General features: G+C 70.3%; 13 protein-coding genes. 9 read left to right on the forward strand and 4 right to left on the reverse strand.

The features are described from left to right. Positions 1-82: 82 nt before the first annotated feature. On the forward strand, positions 83-910 hold the full coding sequence (locus tag ACWF82_RS09450; protein ID WP_452499660.1) for an NADPH-dependent oxidoreductase: 828 nt from the start codon (positions 83-85) through the stop codon (positions 908-910). Positions 911-916: 6 nt separating this feature from the next. Here the strand turns inward: ACWF82_RS09450 and ACWF82_RS09455 are convergent, their stop codons facing one another. Then, a complete protein-coding gene (locus ACWF82_RS09455; RefSeq protein WP_452499662.1) occupies positions 917-1,909 on the reverse strand; it encodes an LLM class flavin-dependent oxidoreductase in 993 nt (330 codons plus the stop codon). Between the two features lie 145 nt (positions 1,910-2,054). Between ACWF82_RS09455 and ACWF82_RS09460 the strand changes: the two genes are divergently transcribed. Both ACWF82_RS09460 and ACWF82_RS09465 read left to right on the forward strand, forming a co-directional pair. Continuing rightward, on the forward strand, positions 2,055-3,470 hold the full coding sequence (locus ACWF82_RS09460; protein ID WP_452499664.1) for an amino acid permease: 1,416 nt from the start codon (positions 2,055-2,057) through the stop codon (positions 3,468-3,470). A gap of 134 nt (positions 3,471-3,604) precedes the next feature. Further along, positions 3,605-4,612 (forward strand): hypothetical protein, encoded by a 1,008-nt coding sequence (locus ACWF82_RS09465; RefSeq protein WP_452499666.1) that lies wholly within the window; start codon positions 3,605-3,607, stop codon positions 4,610-4,612. 4 nt (positions 4,613-4,616) lie between these two features. On the opposite strand, the gene ACWF82_RS09470 is transcribed toward ACWF82_RS09465, so the two are convergent. The 3 genes from ACWF82_RS09470 to ACWF82_RS09480 are packed head-to-tail and all read right to left on the reverse strand — an operon-like array spanning position 4,617 to position 7,620. Then, a complete protein-coding gene (locus tag ACWF82_RS09470; RefSeq protein ID WP_452499668.1) occupies positions 4,617-5,411 on the reverse strand; it encodes a class I SAM-dependent methyltransferase in 795 nt (264 codons plus the stop codon). A gap of 21 nt (positions 5,412-5,432) precedes the next feature. Then, a complete protein-coding gene (locus ACWF82_RS09475) occupies positions 5,433-6,848 on the reverse strand; it encodes an MFS transporter (protein WP_452499670.1) in 1,416 nt (471 codons plus the stop codon). Positions 6,849-6,867: 19 nt separating this feature from the next. Beyond that, positions 6,868-7,620, reverse strand: a complete 753-nt coding sequence (locus tag ACWF82_RS09480; protein WP_452499671.1) for an IclR family transcriptional regulator — start codon at positions 7,618-7,620, stop codon at positions 6,868-6,870. A 213-nt stretch (positions 7,621-7,833) separates the two neighbouring features. Here ACWF82_RS09480 and ACWF82_RS09485 point away from each other — a divergent pair, with 213 nt between their 5' ends. The 6 genes from ACWF82_RS09485 to ACWF82_RS09510 are packed head-to-tail and all read left to right on the forward strand — an operon-like array spanning position 7,834 to position 13,722. Then, positions 7,834-8,871, forward strand: coding sequence for an NrtA/SsuA/CpmA family ABC transporter substrate-binding protein (locus tag ACWF82_RS09485; protein WP_452499673.1), 1,038 nt, complete (start codon positions 7,834-7,836; stop codon positions 8,869-8,871). A gap of 1 nt (position 8,872) precedes the next feature. Next, positions 8,873-9,688, forward strand: a complete 816-nt coding sequence (locus tag ACWF82_RS09490) for an ABC transporter permease (RefSeq protein ID WP_452499675.1) — start codon at positions 8,873-8,875, stop codon at positions 9,686-9,688. Next, a complete protein-coding gene (locus ACWF82_RS09495) occupies positions 9,685-10,437 on the forward strand; it encodes an ABC transporter ATP-binding protein (RefSeq protein WP_452499677.1) in 753 nt (250 codons plus the stop codon). The genes ACWF82_RS09490 and ACWF82_RS09495 overlap by 4 nt, the downstream gene beginning before the upstream one ends. Next, complete coding sequence (locus tag ACWF82_RS09500; RefSeq protein WP_452499678.1) at positions 10,434-11,459, forward strand: ABC transporter substrate-binding protein; 1,026 nt, start codon at positions 10,434-10,436, stop codon at positions 11,457-11,459. Before ACWF82_RS09495 ends, ACWF82_RS09500 begins: the two co-directional genes overlap by 4 nt. After that, positions 11,456-12,556: an LLM class flavin-dependent oxidoreductase gene (locus tag ACWF82_RS09505; RefSeq protein ID WP_452499680.1), complete on the forward strand. Its 1,101-nt coding sequence runs from the start codon at positions 11,456-11,458 to the stop codon at positions 12,554-12,556. Before ACWF82_RS09500 ends, ACWF82_RS09505 begins: the two co-directional genes overlap by 4 nt. Further along, a complete protein-coding gene (locus ACWF82_RS09510; RefSeq protein ID WP_452499681.1) occupies positions 12,553-13,722 on the forward strand; it encodes an LLM class flavin-dependent oxidoreductase in 1,170 nt (389 codons plus the stop codon). The genes ACWF82_RS09505 and ACWF82_RS09510 overlap by 4 nt, the downstream gene beginning before the upstream one ends.

Below are 13,722 nucleotides of genomic sequence, written 5' to 3' on the forward strand. Positions count from 1 at the left end.
CCTACTCTATCGATCAGCCGGTGTTCGGTTCATTCTGAGGGTTACCGCAGACGCGGACCGGGCGGTGTCCGACGATGACGGTATGACGCAGACCGCACCCAGCCCCGTCCACCCCGTGCAGCACCGCTACGCCGACCCCTCGACGGAGGTCCCCGCGCAGTGGAATCCGGTGTTGCAGGTGCTGCACGACCACAAGTCGGTGCGCCGCTACCTGCCTGATCCGGTCTCGCCGGAGACGATCCGGCTGCTGGTGTCGGCCGCGCAGTCCGCGGCGTCCTCGTCGAATCTGCAGGTGTGGAGCGTGATCGAGGTCCGTGATCCGGCGCGCAAGGCCCGGCTGGCCGAGGTGGCGGGCGGCCAGCAGCACATCGTGCAGGCGCCGGTGCTGCTGGTGTGGACGGCCGATTTCGCCCGGCTGCGGCAACTCGCCGACGATCACGGCGCCCCGCTCGACGGCGCCGACTACCTCGAATCCAGCTATGTCGGCTTCGTCGACGCGGCCCTGGCGGCCCAGAACGCGGTGATCGCCGCCGAATCCCTCGGGCTCGGCACCGTCTACATCGGCGCGCTGCGCAACGACCCGGAACGGGTGGCCGCCGAACTCCACCTGCCCGAGCACGTCTTCGCGGTCTTCGGCCTGGTCGTCGGGTACCCCGACCCGGCGGAGGGCACGCGGGTGAAGCCGCGACTGCCGCAGGCGGCGGTGCTGCACCAGGAGACCTACGATCTGCCCAGTCAGCGTGAGCCCGTCGCCGCCTACGAGGAGCGGATCGGGGAGATCTACTCCGAGCAGGGGCTGCCGTTCTCCTGGACCGAACGGGTTCTGGCCAGGCTGGCGTCGAAGGCCTCGCTCAACGGGCGTGACCGGTTGCGGGAGTCCTTGGCGGCCAGGGGATTCCGGCTGCACTGAGCGGGCTCAACCGTCGATCGCGTCGCGGGTCAGCTCGAGCGAGCGGATCCGGGCGTCGATGTCGTAGACCAGTGTGTTGAGCATGAGCTCGTCGGGCGCTGCGGTGGCGAGCAGCTCGGCGGCCTGCGCGCGCACGGTGTCCGGCGAGCCTTGCAACTGACCGGCTTTGCGCTGCGCGGCGAAGCGTCGTTCGGCGTCGCTGCCGGGGAAGGCGGCGGCCTGTTCCGGCGTCGCCAGCGCCTGCGGACGGCCCGCGCGCAGCTGTGCGAAGGCGAGGTCGCGCGGTGCGGCGAGCCGGTCGGCCTCGGCATCGGTGTCGGCGCAGATCGCCGAGGCGGCCACGATCGTGTACGGCGCGCTCAGCGTCTCCGACGGCCGGAAGTTGTCGCGGTAGAGCGCGAGCGCGGCGGCGGTGTTGTCCGGCGCGATGTGGTGGGCGAACGCGAACGGCAGCCCGAGCACCGCGGCCACCTGGGCGCTGTAGCCGCTCGAGCCGAGCAACCACACCTGCGGTTCGGCGTCACGGCCCGGACTGGCCACGATGCCGTCGGGGTCGGCGCCGCGGAAGAATCCGATCAGTGAGGTCAGCTCGCGAGGAAATGAATCACCGTTGAGGCCCTCGGCGTTGCGCCGCAGCGCCCGCGCGGTCACCGGATCGGTGCCGGGAGCGCGCCCGATGCCAAGGTCGATCCGCCCTGGATGCAGCGACTCGAGCGTGCCGAACTGCTCGGCGACCACCAGCGGCGGATGGTTGGGCAGCATCACCCCGCCCGACCCGACCCGGATCCGGGACGTCGAGGCCGCCAGATGTGCCAGCACCACCGCCGGCGCCGCGCTCGCGATGCCGGGCATGTTGTGGTGCTCGGCCACCCAGAACCGGCGAAAGCCCAGTTCCTCGGCGTGCTGGGCCAGCCGCGTCGTCGCGTGCAGCGCCTCGCCCGCGGTCGCGTCGGCTTGCACCGGCGCCAGATCCAGAACCGACAGCGTGACCGCGCTCATGAGCCTCCTCGACAGTGAACAACCCCCGTGAGGGCCAACCAGCGCCGAGGTGCGGGTATTTCCGCCTGCCGGAGGTGGTGACCCCGACCACGATTGCCGGACGGTAGCGTGCAGCACTGATCGACGCGACGGAAGGACACCATCCATGTCAGCTGACGGCACCGGCCTATCCACCGAAGCCGTATCGGCGCCGGCCCCGACAGCCGAATCGGAGGGGTACTCGCGCGGCCTGAGCCCGCGCACCATCCAGATGATCGCCATCGGCGGCGCGATCGGCACCGGCCTGTTCTACGGCGCCGGTGCCGCGATCGAGCAGGCGGGACCGTCGCTGATCCTGGCCTACCTGGCCGCTGGCCTGGCCATCTTCGTCATCATGCGCGCGCTCGGCGAGCTGCTGACCTACCGGCCCGTGTCGGGCAGCTTCGCCGAGTACGCGCACGAATTCCTCGGTCGCTTCGCCGGTTTCGCGACCGGCTGGTCGTACTGGGCGGTGTGGGTCTCCACCTGCATGGCCGAGATCACCGTCGCGGGCAAGTACGTGCAGTACTGGTTCGACATCCCGCAGTGGGTGACCGCGCTGGTGGTGCTGGCGGTGCTCTTCGCCGCGAACCTGATCTCGGTGCGGATCTTCGGTGAGGGCGAGTTCTGGTTCTCGGCCATCAAGGTGACCGCGATCCTGGCGATGATCATGATCGGCATCGGCGTGCTCGTGTTCGGCTTCGGCCACGCCGCCGATCCGACGGTGACCAACCTGTGGGCCGACGGTGGCGTGTTCCCGCACGGCTTCGGCCAGACCCTGCTGGTGCTGCAGATCGTCGTGTTCGCCTACGTCGGTGTGGAGCTGGTCGGTGTGACGGCGGGGGAGGCCCGCGATCCGAAGGCCACCCTGCGCAAGGCGATCAATACCCTGCCGTTCCGCATCGGCCTGTTCTACGTCGGCGCGCTCGTGATCATCATGTCGGTGGCGAGCTGGCGCAGCTTCCACGCGGGCCGCAGCCCGTTCGTCGAGGTGTTCGAGCAGATCGGCATCCCCGCCGCCGCGGGCATCATCAACTTCGTGCTGCTCACCGCGGCGCTGTCGTCGTGTAACTCGGGCATCTACTCCACCGGCCGGATGCTGCGCAGTCTCGCGCTGCGCGACGAGGCGCCCGCCGGGTTCGCGGTGCTGAGCAAGCAGTCGGTGCCGTTCACCGGTATCTGCGCCTCGGCGGGCGCGATGGTGATCGGTGTGGTGGTGAACGTGATCTCGCCGGACAAGGCCTTCGCGTACATCACCTCGGTCAGCACCGTGGGCATCATCGTCGTCTGGGGTGTGATCCTGGTGTGCCACCTGAAGTACCGCGCCAAGGTGCGGGCCGGCGAGCTGCCCGCCAGCGACTACCGGCTGCCCGGCGCGCCCGTGACGAACTGGGCCGCACTGGGTTTCCTCGGTCTGGTCGTTGTGCTGCTGCTGTGGACCGACGGTGGCCGCACGGCGCTGGTCGTCGGCGCGGTGTGGGCCGCGCTGGTGTGCGCGGGCTACTACGCCTTCGGCCGCCGCGGGCTCGCGCACACCGGGTAGCCACCACACTCCCGTTTGCTGGAAAGCCACTGGCAGACAAGCGTTTTCTGTCATACCCCGCCGGTATCGTCGAAGGGTCACACAAACGAGCCCGGCGCGAGTGTGGCCGGGCGGTGCGAGAACGGGGGCACGGGATGAGTGACATCGACCGTGGCGATCTGCTGCCACCGAGCAGGCATGGAACCACCTGGCGCGAATCGGAATACCGGATACTGGCCGACGACCTGCGGGCCGGGGCCGATCTGGCGCGCACCGCGCGGACGGTGGGGCGCACCGAATCCGCGGTGCGCGCCGCCCTCCGCAATTTCGTGCCACCGGAGGAACGGGTGTCGACGGCCGAGCGCGAACGATGGATTCGCGGGCGCCTGGTCGCCGAACCGGAGTGGGATTGGTGGGCGGTGGTGGTCGACCACCACCGCCGCAATCGCAGCGGATTGTGGTTCACCCGGCACGAGCACTGCGCCCGGATCGGCTGGCGCAGGCGAACCCCGATGACGGCGCTGGCCCAGGAACTGGGTACCTCGGAGCTGTCGGTGGCCGAGCTGCTGCGCGCGCTCGGGCTGGTCGAGAGCATCGAGGAGGCCGCCGATCAGCTGGGCGCGACACCGGGATTGGCACTGGCCAAACGGGTCTCGGCCCGCCGTGACGACGCGGTCGGCGCCCGCTGGATCCTGGTGATCGACGGCGCGGCGGGCACAACGCGATCACGCAATGCCCCGGTCCGCCGTCAGGTCTCGCTGCACGAGACCCGTGCGGCCGCCGAGGCCGAACGTGACCGGGTGCTGGCCTGGCACGCGCGGGTCGGTGCGGGTGAGCCGGAATCGCCGGTGTGGTGGTCCATCGCCGAACGCGGCCTCGGCGCGACCACCGGGCACACCCGCTGCGGCACCTTCGACCCCACCGCCGCCTTCGGTGGCCCCGTCCGCGCCGAGGCGCTCACGGTGGGCGACGTCATCCGGGTCGCCGTCCCCGACGGCGGCTTCCTGCAGGACCGGATCACCGCGATCGTTCAGGCGGGTGCGGGCGCCCCGATCGTCGTCGACCTTGCGCCGGTGGCGAATTCGCGGGTCCGTCGCGTCGTCGAGTTCGCGCCGGGCGAGGTCGTCGATGTGGTGCGCGGACTGGAGGAACGCGCGAGCTGACCACTCAGTGCTGTGGTGATCCGCGCAGTGCCGCGCGGATCACCCCGGTGCGCAGGGGGTAGTCGAACTCGCCCTCGGCGGTCTCCGGTGTCGTGCGCAGATAGTCCCGGATCCGGCCGAGAAAGGCGGCGCGCTGTTCCGGGGGAATGACCACGGTGGGCGAATGCGTACCGATGGTGAGCACCAGGGAATCAGCCGTCCGCCGATGGGTATGCGGGAATTCGCCCTCCTCGAACGCCGTGAACAGCGGATGTTCGGGGAGCGGCGCGTCCGGCGTCGGCGGCGGGAACGTCCCGTCCGCTCGCGCGGTCCGCTGGAGCCCGGCCACCCACCCGACGCGATTGTCCTCGACGTTCCAGAACGCGGCGAGGACGCCACCGGGCCGCAGCACCCGGGCGATCTCGGGGAACGCGCGCGCCTGGTCGAACCAGTGGAACGCCTGCCCGGCGACCACGGCGTCGACCGAGCTGTCCGGCAGCGGAATCGCTTCTGCCGTCCCGGACAGCGCGGTCGCCGACGGATACCGGCGGACGAGTTCGGCGAGCATCGCCTCGTCGGGTTCGACGGCGATCACCTCGGCGCCGATCGCCAGGAGTCCGCCGGTGAGCTTGCCGGTCCCCGCGCCCAGATCCAGCACGGCGGGAACGTCTTTCGCGCCAAGCGGCTCCAGCGCCCACCGGATGCTCGCCGCCGGATAGTCCGGCCGATGCTCCGCGTAGACCGCCGCCTGCGCTCCGAACGAACTCGCCCGTCGCGCACGATGAGCAGCCTGATCAGTCGAATCCCCAGTTCCCCGCACACCTCGACGATACCGGCGCGTTCACCGCACGGGTGTCCGTGCGCCCGGCATCGTGACCGCGGCGGCGAACAACACCACCGCCATGACGAGCAGGGTGACGAACACCAGGTGGATCGCGTGGGCGAGCTCGCCGGGATCCGGCCGGTCGACGGCGCCGACCTGGGCATTGACGATCGCGCCGAACACCGCGACGCCGACCGCGCTGCCGATGGACCGGGCGAACATGGTCGCCGAGGTCACCACGCCGCGCTCCGACCACGCCGCACTGGTCTGCGCCGCGATCAGGGTGGGGTTGGCGACCAGGCCCATGCCCGCGCCGATGAGGAAGCAGGTCCCCGCGATCTGCCACGGGCTCGCCTGCGCGCCGATCGGCAGCAGGGCGGCACAGCCGACGACCGCGATCGCGCTGCCGATCAGCGCGGTCGTGCGAAAGCCGAACCGCAGATACAGCGTGCCCGCCTGGGACGCGGTGATCGGCCAGCCGATCGTCAGCGCGCCGACGGTCAGCCCGGCGATCGTCGCGCTGGTGCCGAGGACGCCCTGGGCGAAGGTCGGCACATAGGAGGTGAGGCCGAGCACGACCGCGCCGATGAGCATCGACACCGCGCTCGCCGCGACGACCACCCGGCGGGTGAAGATCCACAGCGGCAGAATCGGATTCGCGGCCCGGCGCTCGGCGAACCCGAACACGATCAGCACCACCACACTGCCCGCGAACAACGCCAGGCTCAGGGGGGAGTCCCACGCCCACGACTGGCCGCCCTCGAGCAGCGCGAGGATCAACGCGCCCGCACCGAGGGTGAGCAGCGCCGCGCCGAGATAGTCGACCGACTGACGCGGACCACGCGGTGCGGTCTCGGTGAAGTTGCGCAGGAGCATGATTCCGGCGATCGTGGACAACGGCAGATTCACCAGGAAGATCCAGCGCCAGTTCGCGAAATCGGCGAACGCGCCGCCGAGCAGCGGGCCGAGTACCGCGGACCCGGCCCACACACCGGCCAGATAACCCTGCACCTTCGCCCGCTCGGGCAGGGTGTAGAGGTCACTGGCGATGACCATCGTCATCGGCTGCACCGCGCCGGCGCCGATGCCCTGGATCGCCCGGAACACGATCAGCGCCACCATGCTCGTCGCCAGCCCGCACAGCAGCGAGCCGAGCGCGAACACCACGATCCCGAACAGGATCACCGGTTTACGGCCGACCGTGTCCGCGATCTTGCCGTAGATCGGCACCGTCACGGCCTGGGTGAGCAGATAGATCGAGAACAACCACGGGAACAGCGCGAACCCGCCGAGGTCGGTGGTGATGGTCAGCACGCCGGTCGCGATGATCGTCGAATCGAGCGCGATCAGACTCGTCGCCATCATCAGCGAGGCCAGGATCGCGCCGCGCTCGGAGCGCAGTCCGACCGAGGGACGTGCGGTATCGGTCGCCACCGTCGCTTCCTTCACGAGGTCAGTCCGCGGCGGCGGCGAAAGTCGCCGCGATATCGGCGGCGGTCACCTTGGCGAGTTCCACGAAGAACGGCACCCGCTCATCGATCATGAGCGTGACCGGACCGCGCAGGCCGAGAGCGAAGCGGCAGCGGCCCTGCGGGTCGAGGATCGGCAGGCCGATGGTGCGGTACCCGGGATCGAGTTCGCGATCGTTGAACGCGTAGCCACGCGCCCGCGTCGCGACCAGTTCCGCGCGCAACTCCGCGGCGCTCGACACCGACCGCTCCGTGCCCTCTTCATAAGGGAGGGAACGCAATTCGTCGTCGGTGACATCGGACCAGGCGAGCAGTGCCTTGCCGAGCGCGCTCGCGTGCAGCGGCAGTCGCACGCCTTGTAGTTCGTGGCCGTCGCTCTCGCGCCACCGGCTGGTGCCGAGCAGCACGGCGTGGATGCCGTGGCGGGTGGCCACCGAACCGGTGGCTCCGGTCGTCGCCGCGAGCTGTTCCAGGTAGGGCTCGGCGAGGTAGATCTTGTGCTGGCGGTAGGCGATCTGCCCGTATTCGGCCAGGGCGCCGCCCATTCGGTAGCGGCTCGACTCGGTGTCCTTCTCCAGGAATCCGGCCTGGACGAGGGCGCTCAGTAAACGGTGTGTGGTGCTGACCGCCAGACCCTGGGCGCGCGCGACCTCCGAGACGCCCCTTTCCTCGCCGCCGCGAAAGCAATCGAGTACCGACAGGGCCCGGGTCACGGTTTGCACGCTGGAGGTCTCCACCCAGCCGACGGTAACACAGGCATGCGACGAAAAATGTCACGAGCATTCCGCTATGCGGAATGGAATCCCGCGCCACTCCTCGAGATTCGCCATAGATCGCCCGGTTACTCCCTGTCAAGCTTTCCGATCCTTGGAAAGACATACCTCGTTCGGTGTCGGCGCCGCTCCTACGCTGCGTAGGCATCACCCGCCCTTTCCCGAACAGGAGCCCCGATGTCCCGCAGGCTGCCGGCCTTCTCGCGGATCGCCCTCGCGATCGCCCCCGTCGTCGCCCTCGTCGCGGCGTGTGGCTCCGGCTCCACGCCCGAGCAGGGCGCCCAGGCCTCGTTCGTGCTCAAGGTGACCGACCCGGGCAATACCGGACCGCTCGCGGTCGGCAAGCGCGACGGCACCTTCGACGCGGCGCTGGCTCCGCTCGGCGCGAAGATCCAATGGGTCAGCACCACACCCGGTTTCAGCTCCAACCTGAAGCTGTTCAACACCAAGGAGCTCGACGTCTCGGGCGCCGCGTTCAGCCCCGTCGTCGGTGCGCTGTCCAAGGACGTCGGCGTGAAGATCGTCGCCGTGGCCGATCCGGCGGGCCAGGACCAGAGCGGGATCGTGGTCACCCCCGAGTCCGGGGTGACCTCGGTGGCGGGTTTGGTCGGTAAGCGCATCGCGGTGAATCCCGCGGGCAAGGGCGAGTACATCACCCTGAAAGCGCTCGCGCAGGCGGGGATTCCGGCCGACAAGGTGACCAGGGTGCCGCTGCAGCAGAAGGACGCCGCCTCGGCGTTCGCCACCGGCAAGGTCGACGCCTGGGCCTCGTTCCTGGTGCCGTACCAGGAAGCCAAGGCGGCGGGGGCGCGCGAGATCGCCACCGAGAAGTCGATCGGCTCCAACGACAACACCGTGGTCGTGTTCCGTACCGAGGTCCTCGAACAGCGCCCGGACGTCGCCGCGAAGTATCTGGAAGTGCTGCAGGGACTGACGGCGAAGCAGAAGGCCGCGCCCGCCGACTTCGAGAACGTCTTCGAGAAGACCGGGCCGCGCGCGCTCACCGGTGACCGCCTCGCCGACGCCGTCCGGGTCGGGGGTGAGGTCACCGTGCCGCGCCTGCCCGCCGACTCCGACGCCGCCGACCTCGCCGATGTCGTCAACACCTTCGCCGACAACGGTGTCATCACGCGGCGGATCACCGCCGCCGACATCTTCTACGACCTGCGGTCCAAGCTCAGCCCGGAGCAGCTGGCCGCGCTGAAGGAAAACTGACATGACCACCCTCGAACTGGCTCCGCCGCGGGCCCGGGTGACCTGGCAGCGACCCCGGTGGCTCTCGCTGGGCCTGCGGGCCGCGCTTCCCGCCGCCATCGTGCTGGCCTGGTGGGCTGGGTCGGCGAGCGGCGTGATCTCGCCGCGCGTGATCGCGGGCCCCGGCGCGGTCTGGTCGGCGTTCCTGGAACTGCTCGACAGCGGCCAGCTGGTCGATTTCGCGCTCGCCTCGTTCGGCCGGGCCGCCGCAGGCGTCGCGATCGGCGTCTCCGTCGGGCTGGTGCTCGGCCTGCTGTCGGGCCTGTCCAGCCTGGGCGAGGAACTGGTCGACTCGACGATGCAGATCGTGCGCGCCGTGCCGTTCCTCGCGCTGGTACCGCTGTTCATCTCCTGGTTCGGCATCGACGAGCTGTACAAGGTGCTGCTGATCGCGGTGGCGACCACCGCGCCCATGTACGCCTACACCTATCTCGGGGTGCGCAATGTCGACCGCAAGATGGTCGAGGCGGCCCGCAGTTTCGGGCTCACCGGCACCCGGCTCGTCGCCGAGGTGATCGTGCCCGCGGCGCTGCCCGGCATCCTGATGGCGCTGCGGGTGTGCCTGTCGATCAGCATCACCGGCCTGATCGCCGCCGAACAGGTGGGCACCCAGCAGGGCGTCGGCTATCTGGTGACGCTGGCCCAGGAATACAACCGCACCGACTACATGGTGCTGTGCGTGGTGCTCTACGCGCTGCTCGGTCTGGTGTTCGACGCACTCGTCCGGCTCGCGGAACGCTACGCGATGCCATGGCGGAAGCAGGTGGCGATCCGATGACCACGACGACAGCCGCGCCCGTACGGCAGGCGGCCCCGGTGGCCGTCTCGATCACCGGCCTGCGAAAAGCCTTCGGCGACAAGACCGTTCTCGACGGTGTCGATCTGACCATCCGTCGCGGCGAGTTCGTCGTGCTGCTCGGTCCGAGCGGCACCGGCAAAACCACCCTGCTGCGCCTGCTCACCGGCCTGGAGGTGCCCGACGCCGGTGACGTACTGGTACCGGCCCGCCGCACGACCGTCTACCAGGAGCCCCGGCTGATCCCGTCCAAACGGGTGCTTGCCAATGTGATCGTCGGCCTGCGCCGCGCCAGGGCGCAGCGGGAAGCCGGTCTGCGGGCGCTGAGCGAAGTCCACCTCGACGGCAAGGCCGGGCAGTGGCCCGCCACCCTGTCCGGCGGCGAGGCCCAGCGCGCCGCCCTGGCCAGAGCACTGGTCAGGGAACCGGAGCTGCTGCTGCTCGACGAGCCGTTCGCGGCGCTGGACGCGCTGACCCGGCTCCAGATGCAGGACCTGGTCGGCGATCTCGTCGCCCGGCATCGGCCCGCTGTCCTCATGGTCACCCACGATGTCGACGAGGCGATCCGGCTCGCCGACCGGGTGATCATCCTCGACCACGGCCGCTTCGCCGTCGACGAGGTCATCGACCTGCCCAGTCCGCGCGATCACGCGGCACCCGAAACCCTCGGTTACCGAACGCAATTCCTCGCCCAGCTCGGCGTCGGACCACACACCAGGAGCCTGTCATGACCGAAACCCTGTGGTACACCCGCTGCCCCGTGCCGACCGCGAGCGGCCTCGCGCACAGCCTCGGCTGGCTCGGCGAGACCGCGGCGAACGCGGGCCTCGAGTTCGGCGTCCTGCAAGACGCCGGCCCCGAACTCGCGGGCCACCACTTCCTGCACGACCTGTCCGGCCTGATCCGCGAGGGTGGCAATGTACCCGCGCTGGCGGCCCGCGCGCAGGGCTCACCGACCCGGCTGATCGGCCTCACCTGGATCGACGAAGCGCAGGCGATCCTGGTCGGCCCCGACTCGCCGGTCGCCGACGCCGCCGGTCTCGCGGGCCTGCGGATCGGTGTGCCCGCCTGGGCACAGGATCAGGCCCGTAGCTTCCCACGGGCGATGGCGCTGCACGGCTTCGCCAACGCGCTGCGCCCGGCCGGGCTGACCCTGGCCGATGTCCGGGTCATCGAACTCGAGGTCGAGCGGGATCCGCAGGTACGCACCGAGATCCAGACGGCGCGCCGGTCCACCACCTGGGGTGTCGAGGAGCTGCTGGCGGGCAAGGTCGACGCCGTCTACGTCAAGGGTGCGCGCGCCAAGGAGGTGGCGAAGGAGAACGGCTTGCGTGTCGCGGTCGACCTGGACGCCTCGGCCACCCAGCGGCTGCGCGTGAACAACGGCACCCCGCGTCCGATCACCGTGCACGCGGATCTGCTGGAATCGCGACCCGAGGTGGTCGTCGGTTTCCTCGCGCAGAGCCTGCGTGCCGCCGACTGGGCCGCCGGTGACCTCGACGGTGTTCGCGCGGTGCTGCAACGCGAAACACTGTCCGGCCCCGAGGGTGTCGCCGCCGCCTACGGCGCGGAGTTCCATCGCGGTCTGCACCCGTCGCTGACCGGGGACCGCGTCGAGTTGCTCGGCGTGCAGAAGCAGTTCCTCTACGCCCACGGCTTCCTGGCCGCGGACTTCGATCTCGAATCCTGGGTCGCCCCTGAGCCGTTGGCTCGCGCGCAGGAACTCGTCGCCGCGGAGCGGGTGCCCGCATGACCGAGTTCCTCTGGAAACTGCCCAGCCGCGGTGACGGCCGCCGCGCCCGGCCCGCACTTCGCGGACGTGGTGGCTTCGGCCCGCAGGCGCCGCGCACCGAGGCCACCGATGTGCGGCCCGGCCGATTCGGTCCGTTCGACGATCTCGCCCAGATCGTCGACGCGGCAGAACTCACCGGCTTCGACGGCGTGCTCGCATCGTACGACCCGCTCGGCGAGGAATCCTGGATCGTCGCGGCCGCCGCCCTGCGCGCCACCCGGTACGCGCAGGTCACCGTCGAATTCCAGCCCGCGTTCGGGACACCGGTGTACGCGGCGAAGATCTCGGCCACCCTGCAGCGGCATTCGGCCGGCCGGCTGAACTGGCGACTCGCCGTCGACACCGATGCCGAGGAAGCCCGTGCGCGCGGCGATCTCGTCGACGGCGCCGAACGCTATCGGCGCGCCGCCGAATTCCTCACCGTCGCACGGGGTGTCTGGAACGAAACCGAAGTCGGTGCGGCGGGATTCGCGGGCACCGGATTCGAGTACGCCGGGCAGCACTACGACGTCATCGACGGCGGCTTCCGTGGCATCCTGTCCGGTCTGCCTTTCCCCGCGGTCCACCTGAGTGGCACCTCGGAAGCGGCACTGGACCTGTCCGCCGCGCACGGCGACGTCCACGTCTTCGCCGAGGAGCCGGACGGAATCTCGCGTGCCGCAGCCGAACTGGGGGAGCGGGCCGCCGCTGCGGGCCGCCGGGTGCGCGTCGCGCTCGACCTGCCGGTCATCGCCAGGGAGTCCGAGGACGAGGCCTGGGCCAGGGTCCACCGTCAGTGGGACGAGCTGGGCCGCGCTGATTCCGCGGCCGAGCACGCCCTCGGTGACGGCCGCTGGGCAGGCTTCGACGCGCTCGGCTACGACCAGCACATCGGCCTGGTCGGCAGCTACGAGCAGGTGGCCCGCCAGCTCGCGGTCTACGAGATCGCCGGCGTGCAGACCTTCGTGCTCTCCGGCCACCCGCACATCGAGGAGATCCATCGCGCGGGCGAACACCTGCTGTTCCTCGCCGACCCGGCAGGCCGCACCCGCACCACAGCGCAGGAGCTCACCGCATGACCATCGACGTCTACTGGCGCATCGGCATGGAAGGCGACCACGCCTCCCTGCGCACCCCGCGCCGCTACAACCGCGGCAACGCGGGCGGCTACGGACCCGGCAATATCGCCCCCGCCATCCGTGGTGGCGCACTGGACGAGTACAGCTACCTCGACCACGTCGCCGCGGTCGCCAAAGCCTCCGAATCAGCGGGCTTCCTCGGCGGGCTGCTCCCGTCGTTCCCGGTGACCGACGACCCGTGGGCCGTCGCCGCCGCGCTGGCCGCCGAGACCACCACCTACCGCTTCATGGTCGCCTTCCAGCCCGGCTTCCTGCACCCGGTGCAGGCGGCCAGGATGTCGGCGAGCCTGCAGCGCGCCACCGGCGGCAGGCTGGTCTACAACATCATCAGCGGCGGCGGGGGACCGGCGCAATTATGGTGGGGCGACAAGGTTTCCCACGACGACCGCTATGCCCGCACCAGCGAATTCCTCGACGTCCTTCGCGGCGTATGGGACGGCGAACCGTTCGACCACGACGGCCGCTTCTTCCGCACCGAAGGCGCGGCGCTGCCGCCCGGCCTGGCCGATCAGCCCTTCCCCGAGGTGTACTTCTCGGGGTCCTCCGGTGCCGCGGTGGCCGCGGCGGGCCGCCACGCCGACTACTACCTGTCCTGGCTCGAACCCTTCGCGGATCTGCGCGCCAAGTTCGACGGCGTCCGCCGCAAAGCCGAAAGCCTCGGCCGCACACCGAAATTCGCGGTGCGCATCGACATCGTCGCCCGCCACACCGAGGAAGCGGCCTGGGCCGAGATCGAGAAGGGCTGGGCCTTCGTCGACCGCGACGCCGCCAACCGGGCCGCCCAAGGCGACTCGGTCGGCGCGGCAAGGATCACGGGCTGGGTGCCCGAAACCATTACCGGCTACCGGGATCTGGAGGTCCAGCCCAATGTCTGGTGCGGGTTCAGCCTGATCCGCGGCGGCCCAGCCTTCGGCCTCGTCGGCAGCTACGAGCAGGTCGCGCAACGGCTCGACGAACTGATCGACCTCGGCGTCGACGCCTTCATCCTCGCGGGCAACCCGCACCTGGAAGAGGCCTACCGGGTCGGCGAGGAAGTGCTGCCCCTGCTCGGCCGCTCCCGGCTCACCACCCCGTCCACCGACACCGTCCTCGCGACGGCCCGATAA

It is taken from the genome of Nocardia sp. NPDC055053 (assembly GCF_053608285.1).